This window comes from Mycobacterium sp. ST-F2, assembly GCF_001905655.1.
Taxonomy (GTDB): domain Bacteria; phylum Actinomycetota; class Actinomycetes; order Mycobacteriales; family Mycobacteriaceae; genus Mycobacterium.
Genome location: NZ_JMHT01000011.1, coordinates 21,419 through 46,110, shown reverse-complemented (window position 1 = coordinate 46,110; position 24,692 = coordinate 21,419). Strand labels below are relative to the sequence as shown.

The 24,692-nt window shown below is 67.4% G+C and carries 22 protein-coding genes, 3 tRNA genes and 1 pseudogene; 10 read left to right on the top strand and 16 right to left on the bottom strand.

What is annotated here, in order from left to right; genetic code table 11:
• Positions 1 to 55: 55 nt before the first annotated feature.
• On the top strand, positions 56 to 982 hold the full coding sequence (locus tag EB75_RS06115) for an alpha/beta fold hydrolase (RefSeq protein WP_073694575.1): 927 nt from the start codon (positions 56 to 58) through the stop codon (positions 980 to 982).
• A gap of 211 nt (positions 983 to 1,193) precedes the next feature.
• Positions 1,194 to 2,090 (top strand): cyclopropane mycolic acid synthase family methyltransferase, encoded by an 897-nt coding sequence (locus tag EB75_RS06110; protein WP_073694580.1) that lies wholly within the window; start codon positions 1,194 to 1,196, stop codon positions 2,088 to 2,090.
• A gap of 60 nt (positions 2,091 to 2,150) precedes the next feature.
• Here EB75_RS06110 and EB75_RS06105 read toward each other — a convergent pair whose 3' ends face one another.
• The 13 genes from EB75_RS06105 to EB75_RS06045 all read right to left on the bottom strand — a co-directional run bounded on the left by EB75_RS06105 (position 2,151) and on the right by EB75_RS06045 (position 9,528).
• Positions 2,151 to 2,801 (bottom strand): M15 family metallopeptidase, encoded by a 651-nt coding sequence (locus EB75_RS06105; RefSeq protein ID WP_073694574.1) that lies wholly within the window; start codon positions 2,799 to 2,801, stop codon positions 2,151 to 2,153.
• 379 nt (positions 2,802 to 3,180) lie between these two features.
• Positions 3,181 to 3,891 (bottom strand): 50S ribosomal protein L1, encoded by a 711-nt coding sequence (rplA, locus tag EB75_RS06100; RefSeq protein ID WP_073694573.1) that lies wholly within the window; start codon positions 3,889 to 3,891, stop codon positions 3,181 to 3,183.
• A 133-nt stretch (positions 3,892 to 4,024) separates the two neighbouring features.
• The gene (rplK, locus tag EB75_RS06095; protein WP_043401604.1) at positions 4,025 to 4,456 is read right to left on the bottom strand and encodes a 50S ribosomal protein L11; all 432 of its coding nucleotides are present in this window, start codon (positions 4,454 to 4,456) and stop codon (positions 4,025 to 4,027) included.
• Positions 4,457 to 4,527: 71 nt separating this feature from the next.
• Positions 4,528 to 5,262: a transcription termination/antitermination protein NusG gene (nusG, locus tag EB75_RS06090; RefSeq protein WP_502689341.1), complete on the bottom strand. Its 735-nt coding sequence runs from the start codon at positions 5,260 to 5,262 to the stop codon at positions 4,528 to 4,530.
• A gap of 154 nt (positions 5,263 to 5,416) precedes the next feature.
• The gene (gene secE, locus EB75_RS06085) at positions 5,417 to 5,872 is read right to left on the bottom strand and encodes a preprotein translocase subunit SecE (protein ID WP_073694571.1); all 456 of its coding nucleotides are present in this window, start codon (positions 5,870 to 5,872) and stop codon (positions 5,417 to 5,419) included.
• Positions 5,873 to 5,935: 63 nt separating this feature from the next.
• Positions 5,936 to 6,008 (bottom strand) — tRNA-Trp (locus tag EB75_RS06080).
• A 144-nt stretch (positions 6,009 to 6,152) separates the two neighbouring features.
• Positions 6,153 to 6,665, bottom strand: a complete 513-nt coding sequence (gene hadC / locus EB75_RS06075; RefSeq protein ID WP_073694570.1) for a (3R)-hydroxyacyl-ACP dehydratase subunit HadC — start codon at positions 6,663 to 6,665, stop codon at positions 6,153 to 6,155.
• Positions 6,666 to 6,668: 3 nt separating this feature from the next.
• Positions 6,669 to 7,097 carry a (3R)-hydroxyacyl-ACP dehydratase subunit HadB gene (gene hadB, locus EB75_RS06070; protein WP_073694569.1) on the bottom strand — a complete coding sequence of 143 codons (429 nt, stop codon included), beginning with the start codon at positions 7,095 to 7,097 and terminating at the stop codon, positions 6,669 to 6,671.
• Positions 7,084 to 7,563, bottom strand: a complete 480-nt coding sequence (hadA, locus tag EB75_RS06065; RefSeq protein WP_073694568.1) for a (3R)-hydroxyacyl-ACP dehydratase subunit HadA — start codon at positions 7,561 to 7,563, stop codon at positions 7,084 to 7,086. The genes hadB and hadA overlap by 14 nt, the downstream gene beginning before the upstream one ends.
• Positions 7,564 to 7,572: 9 nt before the next feature.
• Positions 7,573 to 7,740 carry a 50S ribosomal protein L33 gene (gene rpmG, locus EB75_RS06060; protein ID WP_003881823.1) on the bottom strand — a complete coding sequence of 56 codons (168 nt, stop codon included), beginning with the start codon at positions 7,738 to 7,740 and terminating at the stop codon, positions 7,573 to 7,575.
• 35 nt (positions 7,741 to 7,775) lie between these two features.
• Positions 7,776 to 7,852 (bottom strand) — tRNA-Met (locus EB75_RS06055).
• Between the two features lie 67 nt (positions 7,853 to 7,919).
• Positions 7,920 to 7,992: transfer RNA gene (locus EB75_RS06050), tRNA-Thr, on the bottom strand.
• A gap of 696 nt (positions 7,993 to 8,688) precedes the next feature.
• Positions 8,689 to 9,528: a type IV toxin-antitoxin system AbiEi family antitoxin gene (locus EB75_RS06045; RefSeq protein ID WP_073694567.1), complete on the bottom strand. Its 840-nt coding sequence runs from the start codon at positions 9,526 to 9,528 to the stop codon at positions 8,689 to 8,691.
• A gap of 464 nt (positions 9,529 to 9,992) precedes the next feature.
• Here EB75_RS06045 and EB75_RS06040 point away from each other — a divergent pair, with 464 nt between their 5' ends.
• The 6 genes from EB75_RS06040 to recD all read left to right on the top strand — a co-directional run bounded on the left by EB75_RS06040 (position 9,993) and on the right by recD (position 20,881).
• The gene (locus EB75_RS06040) at positions 9,993 to 10,706 is read left to right on the top strand and encodes an MBL fold metallo-hydrolase (RefSeq protein ID WP_073694566.1); all 714 of its coding nucleotides are present in this window, start codon (positions 9,993 to 9,995) and stop codon (positions 10,704 to 10,706) included.
• Between the two features lie 120 nt (positions 10,707 to 10,826).
• Entirely contained in the window at positions 10,827 to 11,663 is an 837-nt protein-coding gene (locus tag EB75_RS06035; RefSeq protein ID WP_073694565.1) for a DUF8453 domain-containing protein, read from the top strand.
• A gap of 76 nt (positions 11,664 to 11,739) precedes the next feature.
• A complete protein-coding gene (locus EB75_RS06030) occupies positions 11,740 to 12,447 on the top strand; it encodes a crotonase/enoyl-CoA hydratase family protein (protein WP_073694564.1) in 708 nt (235 codons plus the stop codon).
• Between the two features lie 93 nt (positions 12,448 to 12,540).
• Positions 12,541 to 15,834 carry an exodeoxyribonuclease V subunit gamma gene (gene recC / locus EB75_RS06025; protein ID WP_073694563.1) on the top strand — a complete coding sequence of 1,098 codons (3,294 nt, stop codon included), beginning with the start codon at positions 12,541 to 12,543 and terminating at the stop codon, positions 15,832 to 15,834.
• The gene (locus EB75_RS06020; protein WP_073694562.1) at positions 15,834 to 19,145 is read left to right on the top strand and encodes a UvrD-helicase domain-containing protein; all 3,312 of its coding nucleotides are present in this window, start codon (positions 15,834 to 15,836) and stop codon (positions 19,143 to 19,145) included. The genes recC and EB75_RS06020 overlap by 1 nt, the downstream gene beginning before the upstream one ends.
• A complete protein-coding gene (gene recD, locus EB75_RS06015; RefSeq protein ID WP_073694561.1) occupies positions 19,142 to 20,881 on the top strand; it encodes an exodeoxyribonuclease V subunit alpha in 1,740 nt (579 codons plus the stop codon). Before EB75_RS06020 ends, recD begins: the two co-directional genes overlap by 4 nt.
• Here the strand turns inward: recD and EB75_RS06010 are convergent.
• Positions 20,878 to 21,348 (bottom strand): carboxymuconolactone decarboxylase family protein, encoded by a 471-nt coding sequence (locus EB75_RS06010; protein WP_073694560.1) that lies wholly within the window; start codon positions 21,346 to 21,348, stop codon positions 20,878 to 20,880. The two genes, recD and EB75_RS06010, sit on opposite strands and share 4 nt — an antisense overlap.
• Positions 21,349 to 21,432: 84 nt before the next feature.
• Between EB75_RS06010 and EB75_RS06005 the strand changes: the two are divergent.
• Both EB75_RS06005 and EB75_RS30275 read left to right on the top strand, forming a co-directional pair.
• Positions 21,433 to 22,398: pseudogene (locus EB75_RS06005) on the top strand (pirin family protein); the annotation flags it as partial.
• 18 nt (positions 22,399 to 22,416) lie between these two features.
• Entirely contained in the window at positions 22,417 to 22,746 is a 330-nt protein-coding gene (locus EB75_RS30275) for a GNAT family N-acetyltransferase (RefSeq protein WP_286150092.1), read from the top strand.
• A 12-nt stretch (positions 22,747 to 22,758) separates the two neighbouring features.
• Here EB75_RS30275 and usfY read toward each other — a convergent pair whose 3' ends face one another.
• Complete coding sequence (gene usfY / locus EB75_RS06000; protein ID WP_353651646.1) at positions 22,759 to 23,040, bottom strand: protein UsfY; 282 nt, start codon at positions 23,038 to 23,040, stop codon at positions 22,759 to 22,761.
• 179 nt (positions 23,041 to 23,219) lie between these two features.
• A complete protein-coding gene (locus tag EB75_RS05995; RefSeq protein WP_073694557.1) occupies positions 23,220 to 24,536 on the bottom strand; it encodes a L,D-transpeptidase in 1,317 nt (438 codons plus the stop codon).
• Positions 24,537 to 24,692: the final 156 nt, after the last annotated feature.

The window sequence follows — 24,692 nt, the reverse complement described above, 5'->3', positions numbered from 1 at the left end:
CCACGAGGAGTAGGCCGGAGGCCGAATCCGACCATGAACCACGAGGAGTAAGTCCATGCAGCCCGAACGAGACACCGCCCCCGAGGTCCGGACCGGCTTCGCCCGCTCGGGCGACCTGGACATCGCCTACGAGGACATGGGCAACCCCGACGATCCGGCGGTCCTGCTCATCATGGGCCTCGGCGCGCAGCTGCTCTTGTGGCGAAAAGGCTTCTGCGACAAGCTCATCGAGAAGGGCTACCGCGTCATCCGGTACGACAACCGCGACGTGGGCCTGTCCACCAAGATCGAGGGCAAGCACTCGGGTTCGGGGCTGCTGCCGCGGATGCTCAGGGCGTACGCCGGGTTGCGCAGTGACGCGGTCTACACGCTGGAGGACATGGCCGACGACGCCGCGGCGCTACTGGATCACCTGGAGATCGACCAGGCGCACATCGTCGGCGGTTCGATGGGCGGGATGATCGCGCAGGTCTTCGCGGCGCGCTACCAGCACCGCACCAAGACGCTCGGCGTCATCTTCTCGAGCAACAACCAGCCGCTGCTACCGCCGCCGGGCCCCAAGCAACTCAAGGCCATCACGACCCGCCCGCAGGACACGTCACGTGACGGTGTCATCGCCAACGCCGTCAACGTCGGCCGCATCATCGGCAGCCCCGGCTACCCGACACCGGTCGAGCAGGCCAAGGCCGATGCCGCCGAGAGCTACGACCGCTCGTACTACCCCGTCGGCGTCGCCCGGCACTTCGGGGCCATCCTGGGCACCGGCAGCCTGCGGCGCTACGACGCGCTGATCACTGTCCCGACGGTCGTCATCCATGGTCGGGCCGATAAACTGATGAGACCGAGCGGTGGTCGAGCAGTGGCCAAAGCGATCCGGCGTGCTCGGTTGGTCTTGTTCGACGGCATGGGTCATGACCTGCCCGCGCCTCTCTGGGACAGGATCGCCGGCGAACTGGCCGCAACATTTGCCGAAATTCGTTAGACATATCAGTCCGGTCACAGACCTCGCCACGCTGCGGGAATGAACCCGGCATCTGACGAAACGGCGGCTACGTTTGCTGCTAGAGCTGACCGTGACGACGCGTTACACCAACGTCAAGGAACGGGTCGGCGGCCAGGTATTGTGCGGTCACGATTGTGATCTAGTGACCGGCATCACCAGCAAGTGAGGAAGGTCAAGTTAGGTGTTACAGATGATTCAGGATTCAACTGAGGCCAAGGACATGCGGCCGCATTTCGAGGACATCCAGGCCCACTACGACCTGTCTGACGATTTCTTCGGGCTGTTCCAGGACAACTCCCGCAAGTACAGCTGCGCCTACTTCACCGGACCCACCGTCACGATGGAACAGGCGCAGATCGCCAACGTCGATCAGCACCTCGATCAGCTGGACCTCAAGCCGGGTATGACACTCCTGGAGATCGGCTGCGGCTGGGGCCTGACCATGCAGCGCGCCATGGAGAAGTACGACGTCAACGTCATCGGGCTGACGCTGAGCAAGAACCAGCAGGCGTTCTGCACCGAACTGCTGAGCAACGCCGAGTCCGACCGCACGCACCGGGTGCTGCTGAAGGGCTGGGAAGAGTTCCACGAGCCGGTCGACCGCATCGTGTCGATCGAGGCGTTCGAGCATTTCGGCTTCGAGCGCTACGACGACTTCTTCAAGAACTGCTACGAGATCATGCCCGCCGACGGCCGCATGACCATCCAGAGCAGCGTGAGCTACCACCCGTTCGACATGTCCGCCCGCGGCAAGAAGGTGTCGTTCGAGATGGCGCGGTTCATCAAGTTCATGGCCACCGACATTTTCCCGGGTGGTCGCCTGCCCACCACGCAGATGATGGTCGATCACGGCGAAAAGGCCGGCTTCAACGTCTTGGACCCGATCTCCCTGCGTAACCACTACATCAAGACACTCGGTGTCTGGGCGGCCAATCTGGAGCACCACAAGGAGGAGGCCATCGCGATCTCCGGCCAAGTGAACTACGACCGGTACATGAAGTATCTGACCGGTTGCCAGTACTACTTCCTGGACGAGTGCCTCGACGTCAGCCTCGTCACCTACACGAAGGACCAGGAAGCGGCCTAACCTGTTCGACGCAGCTTCGACACAGCGCCTCCGACCATCAGGTCGGGGGCGCTGTCGTTTTCAGTTCACGGGCACGTCGAGGATCGGACGCGGCTCGGAGGCCCCTGGCCCGTTGAAATGCCACCATTCGCCCGGGTAGACGCTCAGGCCGCCCGCGATCATGGCGTCCCGTAAGCGGGCCCGGTTGGCCTGCTGCTGCGGCGTGACGCCCGTCGTCGCATAGGCCGTGGCGCGTGGGGAGAAGTCGTCGAAATCGGTACCCATGTCGACGCCCGTGATGGTCACGTCCACCGACAGGCCCGACTCGTGGCTACGGGCGAACTGGGAGGGCTTGGCGACCCAGTTGGGGTCCGGCACGGCCTGGAACATCCGAACCTGCACGTCGTGCGGGCGGTAGCAGTCCCAGAACGTCAGCACCTCGCCGTGCGCGCGCAGGATCCGGGCCGCGGTGGCCAGCCCCGGCGCCATGGATTCGTGGATCAGGCACCGGGCGTCGGCCGGATACAGCGGGGTGCCGACGAAGTTGTTCGCGGTGGCGTAGCGCAGGTCGATCACCGCATCGGGGACGACGGTCCGGACGTCGATCAGTCCGGCCGCGGCAGCCTGCGGTGACACCGGCGGCGGAGCCGGCTGCGGTGCCGCCGAGGCCGTGCTGAGATCACTCACGGCCAGCGCGGTGCCCAGCATCGCGGCGAGTGTTCGTACGAACATGTGTCGAGGTTGCCAGATTCGGGCGCCGAATAACTACCGGATGGGATCTGCGGCGGGTCGGGGTGCGCCGGCACGGAACCAGCTCTGCCACTGGCTCACGGAGACGTCGGTGCGAAAGCGCCCGCAACCCCCTGGCTTGCAGAGCGCGCAGTCCGAACCGGCACGGTGGTGCTGGTGGGCGGCACGGTCGTGGCCGCACATGCAGTTGCTCATGGCTTCGATGGTTGGCGACGCACCTGTGACGGCCGCCAGACGAAGCTGAACCGCATCTGAGAACGCTTGTGACACATGCCATATCGGCGGCGAAGATTGCCTCGCCAACGAACGAACCCCCGCACGACCGGAGTCGTACGGGGGTCCTTCGTAAAGCGGATCGGGACTACGCCTCTTCGGTGAAGTTCCGGGTCACGGCCGGGTCGACAGGGATGCCCGGGCCCGTGGTCGTCGAGACGGTGACCTTCTTCAGGTAACGGCCCTTCGACGACGACGGCTTGGCGCGCAGCACCTCGTCCAGCGCGGCACCGTAGTTCTCGGCCAGCTTGACCTCGTCGAACGACGCCTTGCCGATGATCAGGTGCAGGTTGGCCTGCTTGTCGACACGGAAGTTGATCTTGCCGCCCTTGATGTCGGCCACGGCCTTGGCCACATCCGGGGTGACGGTGCCGGTCTTGGGGTTCGGCATCAGGCCACGCGGGCCCAGCACGCGGGCGATCTTACCGACCTTGGCCATCTGGTCCGGCGTCGCGATCGCGGCGTCGAAGTCGGTCCACCCACCCTGGATACGCTCGATCAGGTCATCGCTACCGACGGCATCGGCGCCGGCGGCCACAGCGGCCTCGGCCTTCTCACCAACCGCGAACACCACTACGCGGGCGGTCTTACCGGTGCCGTGCGGCAGGTTGACGGTGCCACGCACCATCTGGTCTGCCTTACGAGGATCGACACCCAGCCGGATCGCAACCTCGACGGTCGCATCCTGCTTCTTCGAGGACGTCTCCTTGGCCAGCTTGACGGCCTGGAGCGGGGTGTACAGGTTGTCGCGGTCCACCTTCTCGGCAGCTTCGCGGTATGCCTTGCTGTTCTTGCTCATTCGAATCTCCAGTTCAGAGGTTGTGGTTAGCGAGCCGAAGCGGGCTCTTCCACGTATTGCTTGTGTTGACTCTGCGTTCACGGCGGCGATTACTCGCACTTTTGCGCCGTCAGCGCAGGATCAGCGGGTCCTACTACTCGACAGTGATACCCATCGACCGGGCAGTGCCGGCGATGATCTTGGCAGCGGCGTCGATGTCGTTCGCGTTGAGATCTTCCTTCTTGGTCTCGGCGATTTCGCGGACCTGGTCCCAGCTGATCTTGGCGACCTTGGTCTTGTGCGGCTCGGCCGAACCCTTCTGGATACCCGCAGCCTTGAGCAGCAGCCGGGCAGCCGGCGGGGTCTTCAGGACGAACGTGAACGTGCGGTCCTCGTAGACGCTGATCTCGACGGGGATGACGTTTCCGCGCTGGCTTTCTGTCGCGGCGTTGTACGCCTTGCAGAACTCCATGATGTTGACGCCGTGCTGGCCGAGCGCCGGACCCACGGGCGGGGCGGGGTTGGCCGCGCCGGCCTGGATCTGCAGCTTGATCAGCCCGACGACCTTTTTCTTCTTCGGGGCCATTGGTGTGGTGTTCCTTTCTAGGTAGTCGCGGCGCGACTACGTTCCTGCTAACCGAGAGCCGAAGCTCGCGATTAAATCTTGCTGACCTGCGTGAAGGTCAATTCGACCGGCGTCTCGCGTCCGAAGATGGACACCAGCACCTTGAGCTTCTGCTGTTCGGCGTTGACCTCGCTGATCGACGCGGGCAGCGTCGCGAACGGACCGTCCATGACGGTGACGGATTCGCCGACCTCGAAGTCGACCAGGATCTCCGGACGCGCCAGCGTGGCTTCGCTGTCGCCACCCGACGCGGCTGCGGCCGCAGTCGTCTTGGCGGGCTTCTTCGCGGCACCCTGCGGCAGCAGGAACTTGACGACGTCGTCGAGCGACAGCGCCGACGGCTTCGAGGTCGCGCCGACAAACCCGGTCACACCCGGGGTGTTGCGCACGGCGCCCCACGACTCGTCGTTCAGGTCCATGCGCACCAGGATGTAGCCCGGCAGCACCTTGCGGTTGACCTGCTTGCGCTGACCGTTCTTGATCTCGGTGACCTCTTCGGTCGGCACCTCGACCTGGAAGATGTAGTCGCCGACGTCCAGGTTCTGCACGCGGGTCTCGAGGTTGGCCTTCACCTTGTTCTCGTAACCGGCGTACGAGTGGATGACGTACCACTCGCCGGCCTGCCGACGCAGCTGCTTCTTCAGCGCGACCGCGGGATCCTCGTCCTCGGGCTCCTCGGCGGCCGGCTCTTCAGCCACCGTCTCGTCGACAACCACTTCGGCCGCCTCGGGCGCTTCTGCAGCGTCGTCCGAGTCGGCGGTGTACACGGTCTCGTCAGCGTCCACGGTCTCGTCCGAGGTCTCCACCGACTCGACTGCCTCGGCGGTCACGTCGGACTCATCCGAAGGTGTCTCGCCATCGAAAGTCACGGTAGTCAGTCCTCTCTACGTTCTTGAGCTCGTCACCGGCGGGTGAACGGCGTCAGCCGAACACCCACATGACGAGCTTGGCGAGACCGAAGTCGACCCCACCGATCAGCGCCACCATGAACACCAGGAACACCAGCACGACGGTCGTGTAGCCGATCATCTGCTTGCGGTTCGGCCAGATGACCTTGCGCAGCTCGGCAACGACCTGCTTGAGGTAGTTCCAGACGAACACGAAGGGGTTCCGAGTGGGGCCCGTCTTCTTGGACTTTTCAGCCTTCTTCGGCTTGGCCTTCTTGTCCGCGCTGCCCTCGGCGTCCGAATCCGTGTCGCCGGTTTCGACATCCGACTCGGCCTCGTCGACCTCGACGGCCCGCCGGGCCCGCTTTCCGGTCGGACGCGGCGGGCGCGTCACAACTGCGGTCTGGCCCTGCGACTCGCTTTCGCCCGCGTCGGTGCCCGCATCAGTACCGGCGCCTGCGGAGCCGGCACTATCGCGCTCGTCGCTCACCGCATGCCTTTCGTCTGTTCCAGGTGGTCACATTTCCAGTGTCCACATCGGTATTCAGTTGAGCAGGGGCGACAGGACTTGAACCTGCAACCTGCGGTTTTGGAGACCGCTGCTCTGCCAATTGAGCTACGCCCCTTCAGTGCCGACGCTGTCGGCACTTCTGGTTGGGTCCTCACACAGTTCGCGCGCTCCCCGATCGGTCGATGTGTAACCGACGGACAGCGCGCTGAAAAGGGTGGATCCCCGAGGACCGAGTGTACATCGGCCCCAGTCTGAGTTACTAATCCGCTCCAGCAGCCGAGCGCAGCACCTGCCCGGTCTCGCGGTCATAGCGCACCGACACCGAATTGTCGCCCTCGTGGCCCATCAGCGTGGTGAAGGCCTCCATGATGACGCCACCGTCATCATCGGTGAGGGTGTTGCGGGTCTGCACGATGTCGGCGCCGAACCGGTGCTCGATGGAGATGATCTCGACGGTCGCGTGCAACCGGTCGCCGACCTTGACCGGGCGGTGGTAGACGAACTTCTGGTCCACCTGGATGATCTGCATGGTCTCCATGCCGACATCGACCACGCGGAAGAAATCCTGCTGGACCAGCAGCGCGACGATCGACACGAAGGTCGGACCGGCGATCAGGGTGTCGTGGCCCAGTTCGGCAGCGGCAGCTTCGTCCATCGAGACCGGATGATCCGACTTGACGGCCTTGGCGTACTGCCGAACCTGCTCGCGCCCCACGGTGAAGACCTGGGGGTACTTGTGGACCATCCCCAGGATGTCGGGATTCACCGGCATGAGCTACGCCAACTTCGCGGTTGCGACGGCGCGGCCGAAGATCTTCTTTCCACCGGTGGTGGCGGACAGCGCGATGGTGACCGACTTGGATTCCTCGTCGACCGACTTCACGCGGCCGGTGAAAACCAGCTCGGCGCCGATGCCGTCGTTGGGGACCGGGACCACGGAGGTGAAGCGGACGTTGTATTCGGTGACAGCAGCCGGATCGCCGACCCAGTTGGTGATGTATCCGCCGCCGAGGCCCATGGTCAGCATGCCGTGCGCGATGGCGGTGTCCAGACCGACCTGCTTGGCGATCTCGTCGTCCCAGTGGATCGGGTTCAGGTCACCGGAAACGCCGGCGTAGTTGACCAGGTCCTGCCGGGTCAGCTTGATGATCTGCTCGGGCAGCTCGTCGCCGACCTTGACCGAACTGAACTCACGAAGCGCCATCTGAGAATCCTCCCTGTCCGTCCTCGTCACCCGATCGACCAGCCAAGGTCGTGTAGGCCTCCTGCACAACCTCACCGCGATCGTTGGTGATGATGTTCTTGGTCACGATGATGTCGGTGCCGTGCGCCTGCCGGAACGACTCGACGTGTACGTCGCAGTGCAGCTTGTCTCCGGCCTTGATGGGCTGCAGAAACTTCAGCGATTGATCCACATGGACGATCTGAGCGTCCGAGATGGCGATGCCGGCCGCGCCGAACATCGCCAGCTGCGCCTGGTAACCGAAGATGCTGATGAAAGTCAGCGGTGCCAGCAGCGCGTCATAGCCGAGCTCGGCCGCGGCCGACTCCGTGTAGAAGGACGCGTCGTCGTTCTGAACGGCGATCGCATGCTCACGGATCTTCTCGCGACCGACCTCGTAGCTATCCGGATGCCGGTAGTGGAAGCCGACAATGTCCGCCAGACCCACGGCGAGTGGCTAACGCGACTCTTTGTGCGGCTGGTGCGTACCGCAGTTCGGGCAGAACTTCTTGATCTCAAGACGATCCGGGTCGTTACGACGGTTCTTCTTGGTGATGTAGTTACGGTGCTTGCACACCTCGCAGGCCAAGGTGATCTTCGGCCGTACGTCGGTACTCGACGCCACGTCTCTGCCTCTTTCGCTTCGAATCTCTGTTGTGCTGGTAGCGGTGGGGAGGCTCGATCTCCCGACCTCACGATTATGAGTCGTGCGCTCTAACCAGCTGAGCTACACCGCCCCGACAGACACAGGCGGCGCAGCGGCGGATTTTTACTTCCGTCGCTCCGCTCGCCATATGTCCACCGAGCCCCCTAACGGAATCGAACCGTTGACCTTTTCCTTACCATGGAAACGCTCTGCCGACTGAGCTAAGGGGGCCTGACCCTCGGTTTCGAACTGCCGGTTACGACCGTCTACCCCGTGGGCCTTAAAGAGGTTACCGTCTCGCTGTTTCACCTGCCAAAACGGCAGCTCAATCCCACTATTTCAGGCCACTCGACGGCTGCTGTCGGCTTGTTGTTCGTTTCGACGGCGGCTGTCGCCGCGGTGTCCGCATCGGCACCCGCGGCCCGATCGGGAGCCCGCGCCTCGGTATCCGCATCCGCACCCGCGGCCCGATCGGGAGCCCGCGCCTGGGTATCCGCATCGGCACCCGCGGCCCGATCGGGAGTCCGCGCCTGGGTATCCGCATCGGCACCCGCGGCCCGATCGGGAGTCCGCGCCTGGGTATCCGCATCGGCCCCAGCGGTCGGCGTTGTTTTGTCGCCCAGATCCGGTGCCGCAGGTGTCCCGGACTTCAATCATCGCTTTGTCTCGCACGTGGCGATTGACGTCAGGTACCGCTACGCCGCACCATCGATACCTCAGTGCAATGCGCTCACCCCAACCGGCAGGCTGATTGAAGCCAGTAGCCAGGCCTTCGACGCAACGTGAGTAGCCAAGATCGGGCAGTGGTCACCTGATGCGCCTGGTTGGGGGGCGGGACGATCATTGGTGTTCGTCTTGGTTGTCCCCAAAAGTCCTTGTCGGCTTTGAACTTGTAGAGCCACGGACCGTCGAGACCAGGCCACCGAACTACGCCGCCCGCCACCCACGGCGGTACAAAGCCGCCGCCACCCGGGCCAGGATGTCATTGTCGGTGTCTTCCTTGATGACCTTGACGACGATCCAATTTCTCGCTTCGAGCTTTGGCAGCACCTGCAGGTCGTATACATACTGCCCACGATCGGTCTGATGGTGCTTTCCCTCGTACTGCACCCCGATTCGCAGTTGCTTCCAACCCATGTCGAACTTGGTGATCAGCCGGTTGCCCTCGTAGACCGGGATTTGAGTGTCGGTCGGACGCATCCCCGCATCCGTGAGCAGTAGGCGCAGCCGCGACTCCCGGGGCGACTCGGCCCCGTCGTCGGCCAGCTCCAGTGCCACGCGCAGCTTTTCGACACCGCGCGCCCACGGATATCGTGCGGCGATCGGCTCAACATCGGGCACGCCGACACGACCCAACCACAGCAGTGCGTCGATCCGTGCGACGGCCGCATCGCGGTTGAGGTGCCGACCCAGATCGAAGATCGTTCGCGCCGGCGTGGTCAGCGGAATCCCGTCGTACGTCGTGACCTCATCCGCCGCGTATATCTCATTCCGCACGATCAAACCGCTCGGTGGGCGACCGTTCCGCCACAGCAACTCGATCGGGACATCGTCGTCGACGTATTTCGCCCAATGCAGCGCCGACGCCGCCACTCCTGCGATGACACCACGCCGGCCGGACCACAACCACGCACCGCGAGCGCGTTCCCGAATGGTCGGTTTGGGCGGGCCGTACACGTCCGGGAACATGCGCGTGTAGCGCCTCCGCAGGTCATTGCGCGTGACCATTCCCGCGGCCAGCGCCTCGCTGCCGATGATTACCCTCATGGCGCGATGTTGTCGGGAACCTCCGACGCCACCGCGTCCAAACCCGTGCCGCTGAGCTCACCCTGTGGATGAATGCCGCACTGTGAATGAACGCCGCCCTGCGAAGTGGTCGCCCGACGCAAAAACGCCACCGCCCATCAACGCCGCCCAGCGGCATGCCCGCCCAGCGCAAAAATCCGTGGTTTCAATCAACCAGCGTCCTTACCAGTCCCGATTGACGTCAGGGACGCCCCGAGGCCGAAATACGTACATGGCTGCAATCTGCCTGCCATCCGCGCGGCGAGATTGAAGCCGCGCACTTCGACTCGGCCAAGCAACGCGGGCAGAGCCACGCGGGCCCAACGCGGACCGAGCCACGCGGGCCCAACGCGGACCGAGCCACGCGGACCCGACCCGCGTCACGCCCGTACCCCACCCCGTCCACACCCACATCACACGGCCGACCGCCCTCTTAAGCTGTCGGCATGCCTGATGACCGCCTGTATTTCCGCCAGTTGCTCGCCGGCCGCGACTTCGCGGCGACCGATCCCATCGCCGCGCAGATGCGCAACTTCGCCTACCTGATCGGCGACCGGGAGACCGGCGACTGTGTGGTGGTCGACCCGGCGTACGCGGCCGGGGATCTGGTCGACGTCCTGGAGGCCGACGGCCTGCACCTGTCCGGCGTGCTGGTCACCCACCACCACCCCGACCACGTCGGCGGCTCGATGATGGGTTTCGAGCTCAAGGGCCTGGCCGAACTGCTGGAGCGCGTCAGCGTGCCGGTGCACGTCAACGCCCACGAAGCAGACTGGGTCTCCCGGGTGACCGGCATCGCGCCGTCGGAGCTGACGTCCCACCAGCATGGTGACGTCGTGCAGGTCGGGGCCGTGCCGATCGAGCTGCTGCACACCCCCGGGCACACCCCCGGCAGCCAGTGCTTCCTGCTCGACGGTCGCCTGGTGGCCGGCGACACCCTGTTCCTGGAAGGCTGCGGCCGCACCGATTTCCCGGGCGGGAACGTCGACGACATGTTCCGCAGCCTGCAGGCGCTGGCCGCCCTGCCGGGCGATCCGACGGTCTTCCCCGGGCACTGGTATTCGGCCGAACCCAGCGCGCCGCTCGAAGACGTCCGTCGCACCAATTACGTCTACCGGGCCAGCAACCTGGATCAGTGGCGCATGCTCATGGGTGGCTGACGGAGCAGTTGCTGGCAGTTAGCCATGCAGCAACTGTTTTTCCTCCGTTGTACAAGTTCGCCAGCGAATATTTTTGTCGGGATAGAAACCGATCGATGACTGAGCGGACTGGATGGCGCGGTGGACTGGATATCTCAACGTTGGGACGATCTGACGGGCCTGGGATCAGGTGGCTGGCTGGCCATCGCGGCCTGGGCGGCGCTGGTGTTCGGCATCGTCGTGTTGATCGTGGTGAACCGTCAGCTGGCCAAGAATCGCCAGCTCAAGCAGGATCAGGTCCGCCCGCAGGTCACCATGTACATGGAGCCGAACGCATCGGACTGGCACGTCATCGAGCTGGTGGTCCGTAACTTCGGGCAGACCGCGGCGCACAACGTCTCGTTCGATTTCACCCATCATCCGACCGTGGCCATCTACGAGGATTCCGACCACGACGGCGAGCTCGACGTGACCGAATTGCGGCTGCCCAGCGAACTTTTGGTCCTGGCTCCAGGCCAGGAGTGGCGAACCGTCTGGGATTCGGCGATCAGTCGTGAGGAGTTGGGCGGCTCGATCCGGTCCCGGTTCGAGGGCACGCTCACCTACTACGACATGCCGGTCGCCGCGGCCGGCAAGAAGTCCCGGTTCGCGGCCAAGCCCCGCGAGTTCGAGACGAAGGCCGTGCTCGACTGGGCCGCGCTGCAGCCGGTGCAGCGGTTGGAGCTGATGACGACGCACGACCTGGCCAAGCGGGAGAAGCAGAAACTCGAGCTGCTGCGCAGCGTGCTGACGTACTTCCACTACGCCTCCAAGGAGACGCGGCCCGAGGTGTTCCGGGCCGAGATCGACCGCATGAACCGCGCCGTCCGGGAAACCCAGGACCGCTGGCGCAGCCGGGAAGCCGACGAGACCACCGAACTGGAAATCCAGTGGTTCGATGACGGCACCAAGGGCCGGCACCGCAACGGCGTCCACTGACAGCGGGGCCCGCCGAAGGCCCGTCTAGCATCGGCTCAAACCCGATCCCGGCCCGGGACCGACCGAGGGAGAACCGATGAGCACCGTCAGCTACTCCGTGACCGACGCCGTCGCCACCATCACGCTGGACGACGGCAAGGTCAACGTCCTGAGCCCGACGATGCAGCAGAACATCCACGCCGCACTGGATCAGGCCGAGCAGGCTGCCGCGACCGGAGCCGTCAAGTCGATCGTTTTCGCCGGTAACAACCGGGTGCTGAGCGCCGGGTTCGACCTCGCGATCTTCGGCTCGGGAGACGCGGCGGCCGGGCTGGCCATGCTGCGCGGCGGTGTCGAACTGAACGCCCGGCTCCTGCGTTTCCCCGTCCCCGTGGTGATCGCCGCGACCGGCCACGCCATCGCCGGCGGCTCGTTCCTCCTGTGCTCCGGCGACCATCGGGTCGGGTCGCCCACCATGCGATGCCAGGCCAACGAGGTCGCCATCGGCATGACGGTGCCGCAGTCCTGCATCGAGATCCTTCGCATGCGGCTGACCAATTCGGCCTTCCAGCGGGCGGTCGGGCTGGCCGCGACGTTCACCGGTGAGGAAGCGCGGGCGGCCGGTTGGCTGGACGAGGTCGTCGAGGCGGAGCACGTACTGAGCCGGGCCCAGGAAGTGGCCGCGGGTTTCGCGGCGACGCTGCACACCCAGCATCACCTGGCCAGCAAGCTCAAGGCCCGGGCCGGAGCGCTGGCCGCAATCCAGGCCGGCATCGACGGCCTGGCCGCCGAATTCGGCGGGTAACACCCCGCCTGGACGCGGTCGAAGCCCCGACCCAAGCCCATCGTCGGTACCCGACCCGAGCCCACTGTCGGTGGCCCGACCTAAGGTGAGCCGATGGCGCTACACCTGCACCGAGCCGAGGACACCGGCGCGCTGGCCGCCGGGCTGGGTGCGCTGCTGGCCGAACCTCCGGTGGATCCGTTCGCCTCCGAACTGGTGCTGGTGTCCGCGCGCGGCATGGAACGGTGGCTCAGCCAGCAGCTGTCGCATGTGCTGGGCCGCGGAGCGGCTGCCGACGGCGTGTGTGCGGGTATCGAATTCCGCTCCCCCACATCACTTCTCGCGGAGATCACCGGGACCGCCGAGCGCAACCCGTGGGAACCCGATGCCATGGTGTGGCCGCTGCTCGAGGTTCTGGACGATCTCGGCACGGGCGATCCCTGGGCGGGCACCCTCGCCGCCCACCTCGGCTACACCGAGCTGGGCAGTCCCGAGGAAACCCAGCTGCGGCAGGGCCGTCGGTACGCGGTGGCCCGCCGGCTGGCGGGCCTCTTCGACACCTACGCCAAGGCCCGGCCGGCGATGCTCGCCGACTGGCAGGGCGGCGGCAACTCCGACGGCGCGGGCGGCCAACTGGACGAGGACCTGCGCTGGCAACCGCCCCTGTGGCGGGCGACGGCCGCACGCGTCGATGCCGATCCCCCACCGGTTCGGCAAGCGAAAACCATTGCCCGCCTCCTTGATTCACCCTCCGAACTGCCACCTCGGCTGTCCCTGTTCGGGCACACCCGGTTGCCCGCGGCCGACCTGGAACTGCTCGGGGCCTTGGCCACCCACCACGATCTGCACCTGTGGCTGCCGCATCCCAGCGACCCGTTGTGGCAGACGCTGTCCGACCTGCGCGGGCAGGTATCGCGGCGCAGCGACGACAGCCGGCGGCGGGTCGGCCATCCGCTGCTGCAGACCCTCGGCCGCGATCTGCGGGAGCTGCAACGCGGCCTGCCCACCGCGCAGACAGATCAGTTCCATCCGCGCCCCGGTTTTCCGGACACGCTGTTGGGCCGGCTGCAGTCCGACATCTCGGCCGACGAAGTGCGGCCCGCCGACAGGCGGCATCTGGCCCAGGACGACCGGTCCGTCCAGATCCACCGCTGCCATGGCGCCGCCCGGCAGATCGACGTCCTGCGCGACGTCCTGCTCGGCCTCCTCGACGATGACGAGACCCTGCAGCCGCGCGACATCCTGGTGATGTGCCCCGACATCGATACGTACGCGCCGCTGATCACCGCCGCGTTCGGGGCGGGTGAGCACGCCGACCTCAGCCACCCGGCCCAGGGCATGAGGGTCCGGTTGGCCGACCGCGCGCTGACCCAGACCAATCCCCTGCTCGGTGTGCTGGCCGAGCTGCTCGACATCGCCGACGGCCGCGCCACCGCCAGCTCGGTGCTGAGCCTGGCGCACAGCGAGCCGGTGCGGCGCCGGTTCGCCTTCAGCGACGACGATCTGGTGGCCATCACGGAATGGGTTGGCGCAACCGGCATTCGGTGGGGTTTCGACGCCGCGCACCGCACCCCGTACGACCTGCAGCGGTACCCGCAGAACACGTGGCGGTTCGGGGTCGACCGGCTGCTCGTCGGCGCCGCGATGTCCGACGATTCGCAGGATTGGCTGGGGACCGCGCTGCCGCTCGACGACGTCGACTCGGGCCGCGTCGAACTGGCGGGCCGGTTGGCCGAGTATGTACAGCGGTTGCGCGGCGTCGTCGACCGTCTCACCGGCGCCGCGCCGCTCGACGGCTGGGTCGACGTGCTGCGGGACGCCGTCGCGCAGCTGACCCGCGTCGGCCCCGACGACCAGTGGCAGCAGGCGCAGCTGGATCGCGAGCTCGCAAAAGTGTTGACCCACGCCGGGTCTCGTTCTGGCACGACGCTGCGACTGCCCGACGTCCGGTCGCTGCTGCGCCGGCAACTCGCCGGCCGGCCGACCCGCGCGAACTTCCGCACCGGCACCCTGACGGTGTGCACCATGGTCCCGATGCGCTCGGTGCCGCACCGCGTGGTGTGCCTGGTCGGGCTCGACGACGGCGTCTTCCCCCGCACCAACATCGCCGACGGTGACGACGTCCTGGCCCGGCACCCGTTGACGGGCGAACGCGACATCCGTTCCGAGGACCGGCAATTGCTGCTCGACGCCATCTGCTCGGCCACCGACACGCTGGTCGTCACCTACACCGGCACCGACGAGCATTCCGGCGAGCACCGTCCGCCCGCGGTCCCGGTACAGGAACTGCTCGACGCCCTGGACCAGACCACGGGCGAGCCCGTCCGCGACCACATCGTCGCCGATCATCCGTTGCAGCCCTTCGACATTCGCACCGTCGCCCGCGATCGACTCGTGCCGGACCGGCCGTTCACCTACGACCCGGCAGCGCTGCGCGGGGCCAGGGCCGTGCTCGGGGAACGTCGTCCGAAACCCCGGTTGATCGACGGGCCGCTCGACGAAACACCGTGTGGCGATGTCGAACTGGCCGAGCTGCTGCGGTTCTTCGCGAACCCGGTGCGCGGCTTCTTCCGGGCACTGGACTACACCCTGCCGTGGGACGCCGACGAACTGTCCGACGAGATGCCCGTCGCCATCGACGGCCTGGGCAGGTGGGCCGTCGGGGAACGCATGCTCGACGACCTGATGATCGGCCGGGGACCTGATTTCGTCCTCGGCGCCGAGTGGCGGCTCGGCACGCTGCCGCCCGGACACCTCGGCTGGCGCCAGGCCAAGGAAATCCGCGGCGAAGCAATGGAACTGGCCGCCGCGGCACGGACACTGCAGCAGGGCGAGGCGAGCGCCCTGGACATCGACGTGGATCTGGGTGGCGGCCGCCGGCTCACCGGCACCGTCGCCCCGCTCTGGCAGGACCGCACGGTGACGGTCACCTATTCGAAGCTGGGGGCCAAGCATCGGCTGCAGGCCTGGGTCACCCTGGTGGCACTGGCCGCGGCGGCACCGGAGCGCGAATGGGAGGCGTACTGCATCGGCCGCGGCCGGCGGAACGGCGTGGATGCCATGGGGTATCACCCACCGGAGCAACCACTTTCGGTGCTGCGCGACCTGGTGGCCATCTATGACGCGGGCCGGCGCGAACCGCTGCCACTGCCGTTGAAGACATCGCTGGAATGGGCGCGGGCGCGGCAATTCGACGACCCGGCACCGGATCGGAGCGCCGAATCGGAATGGCGTTTCGAGAAGGACGGCGCCGAGTACGCGGAAGTCTGGGGTACGGCCGCGCCGTTGCAGGTGCTGCTCGACGCCCCACGGGACGACGAGGTCGCCGTCCGCGGTGAGACCACGCGCCTGGGCGCCTACGCGTCGCGGCTGTGGCTGCCGCTGCTCGACGCGGAACGGCGGATGTGATGGACGCGTTCGATCTGCTCGGCCCGCTGCCGGAACCGGCGACGACAACGGTGCTGGAAGCCAGCGCCGGTACCGGCAAGACGTACGCCCTCGCGGGCCTGGTGACGCGGTACGTCGCCGAGGGCGCGGCGACCCTGGATCAGATGCTGCTGATCACCTTCAGCCGAGCGGCCACGCGGGAACTCCGGGAACGGGTGCGCGCGCAGCTGGTGAAGACCGTTGCCGCACTGGATGATCCGCCTGCGGATGCGGACGACCTGATCCGTCACCTGGCGGACGCCACACCCGCCGAGCTGGCCCTGCGCCGCGGCCGGTTGCGCGACGCACTGTCGGATTTCGACGCCGCGACCATCGCCACCACACACGAGTTCTGCGGGCTGGTGCTGCGGTCCCTCGGCATCGCGGGGGACACCGATTCGGGCGCCCAGCTGGTGGAGAGCCTCGACGATCTGGTCGGCGAGATCGTCTCCGACCTGTATCTGACCACCTACGGCGACCTGCGCGACGAACCCGTGCTGAGCTTCGCCGATGCCCTGGACCTGGCCAAGCGCGTCGTCGGCGATCCCAGCGCGCAGCTGCGGCCACTGACCGCCGACCCCGACAGCATTGCGGCGCAACGCTTGTCGTTCGCCCGGGCGGTGCTCGATGAACTCGAACGCCGCAAGCGCCGACTGGGCGTGCTCAGCTTCGACGACCTGCTGAGCCGGCTCGCCACCGCGCTGGAGGAGGCCGACGCGCCGGCCCGCGACCGGATGCGCCGGCGCTGGCCGATCGTCATGGTCGACGAGTTCCAGGACACCGACCCCGTGCAATGGCAGGTGATCTCGCGGGCGTTCGTCGGGCACAGCGCCGTCGTTCTGATCGGCGATCCGAAGCAGGCCATCTACGCGTTCCGCGGCGGCGACATCGTCACCTACCTGGATGCCGCCCGCAGCGCCGACCAGCGGCTGACGCTGGCCGAGAACTGGCGCAGCGACAAGGTTCTGGTGGACCGGCTGCAGACGGTGCTGAAGGGTGCGGCGCTGGGTGACCAGGACATCGTCGTGCACCCCGTCGACGCCCGCACCGACCGCCACCGGTTAACGGGCGCACCGCACAACGACCCGTTCCGGCTGCGGGTGGTGGCGCGCACGGAGTTCGGGACGCCGCAGCGCAGGATGATCCCGATCGGTGCGTTGCGGCCGTACATCGCCAAGGATCTGGCCGCTGACATCTCGGTGCTGCTGGCCAGTGGCGCGCAGTTCGACGGCCGGCCCCTGACCGCCGGCGACATCGCGGTGATCGTGGACAGCGGCCTCGACGCCATTCCGTGCCGGGATGCGTTGTTGGACTTGGGCATTCCGGTGGTGTATTCGGGCGATACGGATGTGTTCGCCTCGGCCGCGGCAGCGGAGTGGTTGCGGCTGCTCGACGCGTTCGACACCCCTAATCGCAGTGGCGTGGTGCGGGCCGCCGCCACCACCATGTTCTTCGGGCACCGCGCCGCCGATCTGGCTGCCGGCGGCGACGGGTTGACCGACCAGATCACCACCACCATCCGGCAGTGGGCCGGGCTCGCCAGGGACCGGGGTATCGCGGCGGTGTTCGAGGCGGCCGTGTCTCTCGGCCTGCCCGAGCGGGTGCTCGGGCACCGGGGCGGCGAGCGGCACATGACCGACCTCGCGCACGTCAGCCAGCTGCTGCACGAAACCGCGCATCGGGAGCGCTATCACCTGCCCGCCCTGCGGGATTGGCTGCGCACGCAGATGAAGGACCGCGGGGGTCCGGCCGAACGCAACCGCCGGTTGGACAGCGACGCCGCGGCGGTGCAGATCATGACGGTGTGGCGCAGCAAGGGGCTGCAGTTCCCTGTGGTGTACCTGCCGTTCGGGTTCAACCGGTTCGTCAAGACCGACACGGTGCTGCGGTTCCATGACACCGACGGCACCCGGTGCCTGCATGTCGGTGGCGCCGGGGCCGACGACCGGACCGCGGCCGAACAGGCCGGGTCGGCCGAGACCGCCGGGGACAACGTCCGGCTGACCTATGTGGCGCTGACCCGCGCGCAGTCTCAGGTGGTGGCATGGTGGGCGCCGTCGCGAGACGAACAGAACGGCGGCCTGTCCCGGCTGCTGCGCGGCCGGCGGCCCGGCACCGCCGCAGTACCGGACTGTGTCGTGCCCCAGACCCTTTCCGACGACGATGCCATGGCCTGCTTCACAGCGTGGGAGCACGCCGGCGGACCGGTGGTCGAGGCCGCCGAGCCCGTCCCGCCCATGTCGCCGCCGGCACCGTCGACGCCGGTGGATCTCGACGTGCGGCATTTCCACCGCAGCATCGACATCCACTGGCGCCGGACGTCGTACTCGGCGCTGGTCCGCGTCGTGCACGACGAGGGTCATGCCGTGACCAGCGAGCCGGACTCCGCGCTACGGGACGACGAATCCGCCGACGTCATCACCGAGGCGCCCCCGGGCCCGCTGCCCGGCGACCTGCCGTCGCCCATGGCGCAGCTGCCGGCCGGCGCCGCCTTCGGCTCGTTGGTGCACGCCGTACTCGAAGGTGCCGACCCCCTGGCCCCCGACCTCACCGCTGAGCTCGCCGCCCGGATCGACGAGCAGGCCGGGTTGTGGAACGTCGAGGTGCCGACGGACGCGCTTGCGACGGCGATGGTGCCGATGCACGACACCCCATTGGGTCCGTTGGCTCCGGGCCTGACGTTGCGGCAGATCGGGCTGCGGGATCGGTTGCGGGAGATGGATTTCGAGATGCCGCTGGGCGGTGGCCAGGACCGGTCCGACGCCGCGCGGGACATCCGGCTCGGCGACGTGGGCAAGCTGGTGAGCGAGCTGCTGCCGGCCTCGGATCCGTTGTCCGCGTACGGCGCGCGGCTGCAGGCGCAGCCGCTGGGCCACCAACGGCTGCACGGCTACCTCTCGGGTTCCATCGACGCGGTGCTGCGGATTCCCGGCGATGAAGGCCACCGGTATCTGGTGGTCGACTACAAGACCAACCGGCTGGGCGACTTCGGCACCGAGAACACCGCGGCCGACTACACCGCGCCGCGGCTCGCCGAAGCCATGATGCACTCCGACTATCCGCTGCAGGCGCTGTTGTATTCGGTAGTGCTGCACCGCTTCCTGCGGTGGCGGCTGCCCGACTACACGCCCGAGCGGCATCTGGGCGGCGTGGCCTATCTGTTCGTGCGGGGCATGTGCGGCGCGGAGACGCCGGTGGTGGACGGTGATCCGTGCGGGGTGTTCAGCTGGCAGCCGCCGGCCGAGCTGGTGGGCCGGCTGTCCGATCTGCTGGACCGGGGGACGGAATCATGACCGCGGCACTGGACACCACACCCGACCCCATGGACTGGCGGCAGGTCCCCGCGGCCACCGGTCTGCTCGCAGCCTTCAACGCCGCCGGCGTACTGACCGCCGCTGACGTGCATGTGGCCCAAAGGTGTTGCGCGCTGGCAGAAGACGCGAGCGAAGTCGTCGCACTCGCGGTCGCGTTGGCTGTCCGGGCACTGCGGGAAGGCTCGGTGTGCGTCGACCTCTCGACCGTCGCGGAGGACATCGGCGGGGACCTCCCGTGGCCGGCGTCCGACGAGCTGATTGCCGCGGTCGCGGGTAGCCCGCTGACCGGCAGGGCCATCCGGCTGGACCACGACCGGCTGTTGTACCTGGATCGCTATTGGCGCGAGGAGCTTCAGGTGTGCGCCGACCTGCTGGCGCTGTCGGCCCGGGCCTCGCAGCCGGTGACCGATGCCGAGCTCGAACGCCTTTTCCCGCCAACGGATTACGCGGAGCAGCGGGCCGCGGCGCAGCTCGCCCTGACCCAGCCGGTGACGGTCCTGACCGGCGGTCCAGGTACGGGCAAGACGACGACGGTGGCCAGGCTGCTGGCCTTGGTGGCACAGGCCGCGCATCCGGGCCGGCTGCGGATCGCGCTCGCGGCGCCGACGGGAAAGGCAGCCGCCCGCCTGCAGGAGGCGGTCTCGGCGGAGGTGGCCAAGCTCGACGCCGCCGACCGGGAGCGCCTCACGGGGCTGCGGGCCGTCACGCTGCACCGGCTGCTCGGCAAACGCCCCGACAGCGCCTCCCGGTTCCGGCACCACCGCGGCAACCGGCTGCCGCACGACGTCATCGTCGTCGACGAAACGTCCATGGTGTCACTGACATTGATGGCCCGGCTGCTCGAGGCCGTCCGCCCCGACGCCCGGCTGCTGCTGGTCGGCGACCCCGACCAGTTGACCTCGGTGCAGGCCGGCGCCGTACTGGCCGATCTGGTCGACGGGCTCGCCGACCACCCGTCCATCAAGATCGCGGCGCTACGCACCACGCACCGGTTCGGCGCGGCCATCGGCGGGCTGGCCGAGGCGATCCGGTCTGGTGACGCCGAACGGGTGCTGACCCTGCTGCGCGCCGGGGACCCGGCGGTCGAGTTCGTCGAGGATGCCGACCCCGAGGCGGTGCTGCGCCCGGTACTTGTGGGCCACGCGCTCAAGGTTCGTGAATGTGCGCTGCTGGGCGCCGGCGATGCGGGTCTGACCGTCATGGACGAGCACCGCCTGCTGTGCGCACACCGCGACGGCCCCTACGGCGTGCGGCACTGGAACCGCCAGGTGGAGCGCTGGATCACCGACGAGACCGGGCAGGCCACCTGGTCGCCGTGGTATCCCGGCCGCCCGCTGCTGGTCACGGCCAACGACTACGCGCTGGGGATCTACAACGGCGACACCGGTCTGGTCGCCACCGGACCGGACGGCGTCCAGGTGTACATCGCGGGCGCGACTGCGACACAACAGTTCTCGCCGAGCCGCATCGCCGACGTCGAGACCATGTACGCGTTGACCATCCACAAGAGCCAGGGGTCGCAGGCCGACCAGGTGACGGTGATCCTGCCGCCCGCCGACTCGCGGCTGCTGACGCGCGAGCTGTTCTACACCGCCGTCACCCGCGCCAAGAAGAAGGTCCGCATCGTCGGGTCGGCCGACGAGGTGCGGGCCGCGGTCGGGCGTCAGGCGCTGCGGGCGTCGGGCCTGCGGGATCGGCTGCGGGCCGGTACCTAGGGCCGCACCGGGTGGCGACTCAGGATCGACACCCGATTGAAGGCGTTGATGGCGGTGGCCACCCAGATCACCGCGGACAGCTCGTCATCGTTCAGTACCGCACGCGCCCTTGCGTATTCGCGTTCGGCGGTGTCATGGTCGGGCAGCGTCGTGGTGATCTCGGCCAGGCGCAGCGCGGCCCGCTCCTTGTCGGAGAACAGTTCGGTGTCCCGCCAGGCGCGCAGGGTCGCCAGTTGCTTGTCGGTGACGCCCGCCTTCACCGCCCGTCGGTGATGAATCTCCAGACACGACGGGCAGCCGTTGATGAGCGAGACCCGGGTGTTGATCAGCTCCACCAGCGCGGGCGGCAACCCGGCCTCGGCGGCGGTCTTGCTGACCGCGGTCGCCACGGCCACCAGCGTCCGGTAGGCGTGAGGCGACTGCTTGTCGATGTGCACGTGCGGCAGGCCCGGGTCGGTGGTGTCCATTGCCTACTTTCAGGTTGCCGCCAGGACGGCGCGGGTATGGTTCGGGGCGAACGCGACGATGGTACGCAGCCGGGAAGGCGAACCGTGAGCAATCTTGAGGTAGAACCGGTCGAATACGACTGTGCCGCCGGGCCTCCGGGCCGCATCGAGATTCTGCAGCCGCGTGAGGTACCGCTGGGCGGCCCGCGGGCGATGCAGGTCCGTCGCACCCTTCCGCAACGCGACCGCTCGCTGGTCGGAGCCTGGTGTTTCGCCGACCACTACGGTCCCGAAGACGTCCGCACGCAGGCCGGCATGGACGTCCCGCCGCACCCGCACACCGGTCTGCAGACGGTCAGCTGGTTGTTCAGCGGCGAGATCGAGCACCGCGATTCGCACGGCGTGCACGAGATGGTGCGTCCCGGCGAGCTGAATCTGATGACGGCCGGTGCGGGCATCTGCCACTCGGAGGTCTCCACCCCGGCGACGACGATCCTGCATGGTGTCCAGCTGTGGGTCGCCCTACCGGAGGCCGCGCGCCACGGTCCCCGCGACTTCGATCACTATGCGCCACAGCCGGTCTCGTTCGGTGATGCCACGGTGTCGGTGTTCCTCGGCGCCCTGGCCGGGCAGCAGTCACCGGTACACACGCACACCCCGCTGCTCGGCGCGCAGGTCGATCTGCCGGCCGGCGCCACCGTCGAGTTCGAGGTCGACCCCACCTTCGAGCACGCCGTACTGCTCGACCAGGGCACGCTGAAAGTCGCCGGCACACCGGTGCAACCGGCCGAAATGGCTTACCAGGGTGTCGGATTCAGGCATCTCGTGTTGACCAACCCCGGCACCGAGTCCGCCCGCGCCGTCGTCCTGGGCGGCACGCCGTTCACCGAAGAACTGCTGATGTGGTGGAACTTCGTCGGGCGTACGCACGAGGAGATCGTCGAATACCGCAATCAGTGGCACGCCGAGTCCGAACAGTTCGGCGAGGTCATCGGATACCAGGGTGAACCGGCACGGTTGCCCGCTCCCCCGCTACCGACCACGCGCCTGGTCCCACGGAAACCACCCACCGGAGGAAAGGCCCCCGTAATGCTCACCGACAAGAACGGTGCACCCGTCGAGGTGACCCAGGAAGCCGACCGGTTCAGCATCGCGGTCGACGGAAAGTCCGTGGGGCTCACCGCTTTCGTCGAGCACGGTGAGCAGCGGGTTTTCTACCACACGGAAATCGATCCGGCGTTCGGCGGGCGTGGTCTGGCCAGCGTGCTGATCGCCCAGGCGCTTGCGACCACCCGGGACCAGGGCAAGCGCATCGTGGCGATCTGCCCCATGGTCAAGGCATACGTCGAGAAGCACCACGACTTCGACGACATCCTCGATCCGCGGACGCCGGAGATTCTGCGGCTACTGCCGCGCTAGGCCACCAGGCGGTCAGCCTGCGCGCAGGCGCCGTTCGGGATGGTCGGCCAGCCAACGCTGTTCGACCCGCTTGACCCGCAGGTGCTCGAACGTGATGATGAGCGCCCCCGCGGTGACCAGCGCACCGGCGATCAGGCCGAGCGGTAGCTCAAGTCCGGTGTGGCCGAACGCGGTTGCGAAGACGAAGCCGGCGATGGTGACGATGCCGAGTGCGATCAGGCCCAGGCCAGGTAGCCACAACGTGTCGATGAAGGATTCACCGGCATGCGGCTGTGTGGTTCGGGAATGATCCACCGGATCATGGTGCGCGCCCTTCATTCGCATCTCCCTCCTTGCCGAAGATGCCCTAAGGCTACGCCCAAATACGGGCCATAGTGAGATAGTTCACACTTGGCGCCGTCGCACTCCTGAACGCACCCAAACCGCGGTTTTCGGGGTCAAGATAGACGGTTTGGGCGACCGCGCAGAAATCGCTAGCGCGGCGGCAGCGGTGCGGCGACGGGCGCGGCCGGCACGGGCGGCGGCGGCAGCGCGGAGCCACGCACCCACTGATCCCACGGCATGCTCCAGTCGCCGTTCTGGTTCAGCTGCTGCGGTGCGCCGCCGGTGTATTTCACCTCGACCACGTCACCGGGCACGGCGAAGTCGTAGAACCACTTGGCGTTCTCGCTGTTGAGGTTCAGGCAGCCGTGTGAGGTGTTCTGCTTGCCCTGCGCCCAGATGGTCGAGTTCAACTGATGCAGGTAGATGCCGTCATGGCTGATCCGGGTCGCCCACGGAATGGTCTCCTTGTAGCCCAGGCGGCTGCCGACCGGCAGGCCGAAGGTCGAGGAGTCCATGATCACCGGGTTGGCCTTGTCCATCACGGTGTAGACGCCGGGCGGCGTCCAGAACGAGAGCACGGTGTTGCCGATGGTCTCGGTGCCACCCATGCCCATGGACGTCGGCATGGTGCGCACCAGCTTCCCGTTGTCGAAGACGCTCACCTGGTGCGTGTGGTCGTCGGCGATGGAGATGTGGGCGTTGCCGATCCGGAACGAGACGCGCTCGTCCTGTTGGCCGTAGGTACCGTCGCCGAGCTTGACGCCGTAGATATTGGCCGCGACCGTGACGGTCGTGTTCGGCGCGTAGTACTTCTCCGGGCGCCAGTGCGCGTTGGCGTCGTCGACCCAGTGCCAGGCACCGGGAACCGGCGGGTTGGTGGTGACGATGAGGTTGCGCTCGGCGGCGGCCCGATCCTCGATCTTCTCGTCGAAGTGCGCGGTGACGACGACGCCGACGCCGTAGGTCCCGCCTTCTTGCAGCGAGGCTCCGGAGACGGTGTTGAGGTAGACCGCGGTCTGGTAGTCAGGTTTGAGGGTGGTGAAGCTGGACGTCTGCCGCGACGGCATGCCCGACGGGCCGCGCGCCTCGATGGTCATCGTGTACTTGCGGCCGTAGCCCAGCTGCTCGGCGGGCGTCCAGGTCTTGGCGTCCGGCGCGAGGGTTCCCGGAATCTCTTTTCCGGCCCCGTTGACCATCGTCACGGCGGTGATGGTGCCGCTGGCGGCAGTGACGCTCACCGGCGCGGCCGGACTGACGTCCGTCGCCCCACCGGCGGGCAGGACGCGCAGCGCGGCAGGCTCGGGAGCGGCCGGCTGCGAGACGGACAGGTCGCGTGCCGCAGCGACGACCTTGCACCCCTCCTGGCAGCGCGACGTCGACGACACCACCGTTCCACCGAGCACGGCAAGGACGGCCAGCGCAGCGGCCAGCCAGGCGCCACGGAGACGGCGGGATGAGGTCAACACAGCTCCAAAGTTCGGCGTCGGCCAAGGATTGTCGGATGGACGTACTCGCGGGTACCGCATAAGACTAAGCGGTCGGCCGGGTTCTTTGCACGTCGTGTGAAGCTCGCCCCGAATTCACCGCGGCGCCACATCGGCGTGTCGGTTGGCAAACTTGGG

Excerpts from the sequence above, each read along its gene's own strand:
- EB75_RS06110 (WP_073694580.1), top strand. The coding sequence starts at position 1,194 with ATGATTCAGGATTCAACTGAGGCCAAGGACATGCGGCCGCATTTCGAG.
- rplK (WP_043401604.1), bottom strand. The coding sequence starts at position 4,456 with ATGGCCCCGAAGAAGAAAAAGGTCGTCGGGCTGATCAAGCTGCAGATC.
- EB75_RS06030 (WP_073694564.1), top strand. The coding sequence starts at position 11,740 with ATGAGCACCGTCAGCTACTCCGTGACCGACGCCGTCGCCACCATCACG.
- recD (WP_073694561.1), top strand. The coding sequence starts at position 19,142 with ATGACCGCGGCACTGGACACCACACCCGACCCCATGGACTGGCGGCAG.
- EB75_RS06115 (WP_073694575.1), top strand. The coding sequence starts at position 56 with ATGCAGCCCGAACGAGACACCGCCCCCGAGGTCCGGACCGGCTTCGCC.
- rplA (WP_073694573.1), bottom strand. The coding sequence starts at position 3,891 with ATGAGCAAGAACAGCAAGGCATACCGCGAAGCTGCCGAGAAGGTGGAC.
- hadC (WP_073694570.1), bottom strand. The coding sequence starts at position 6,665 with ATGCCGGTGAATCCCGACATCCTGGGGATGGTCCACAAGTACCCCCAG.
- EB75_RS06020 (WP_073694562.1), top strand. The coding sequence starts at position 15,834 with ATGGACGCGTTCGATCTGCTCGGCCCGCTGCCGGAACCGGCGACGACA.
- recC (WP_073694563.1), top strand. The coding sequence starts at position 12,541 with ATGGCGCTACACCTGCACCGAGCCGAGGACACCGGCGCGCTGGCCGCC.
- EB75_RS30275 (WP_286150092.1), top strand. The coding sequence starts at position 22,417 with ATGCTCACCGACAAGAACGGTGCACCCGTCGAGGTGACCCAGGAAGCC.
- EB75_RS06010 (WP_073694560.1), bottom strand. The coding sequence starts at position 21,348 with ATGGACACCACCGACCCGGGCCTGCCGCACGTGCACATCGACAAGCAG.
- EB75_RS06040 (WP_073694566.1), top strand. The coding sequence starts at position 9,993 with ATGCCTGATGACCGCCTGTATTTCCGCCAGTTGCTCGCCGGCCGCGAC.
- hadB (WP_073694569.1), bottom strand. The coding sequence starts at position 7,097 with ATGGCGCTTCGTGAGTTCAGTTCGGTCAAGGTCGGCGACGAGCTGCCC.
- EB75_RS06105 (WP_073694574.1), bottom strand. The coding sequence starts at position 2,801 with ATGTTCGTACGAACACTCGCCGCGATGCTGGGCACCGCGCTGGCCGTG.
- EB75_RS06045 (WP_073694567.1), bottom strand. The coding sequence starts at position 9,528 with ATGAGGGTAATCATCGGCAGCGAGGCGCTGGCCGCGGGAATGGTCACG.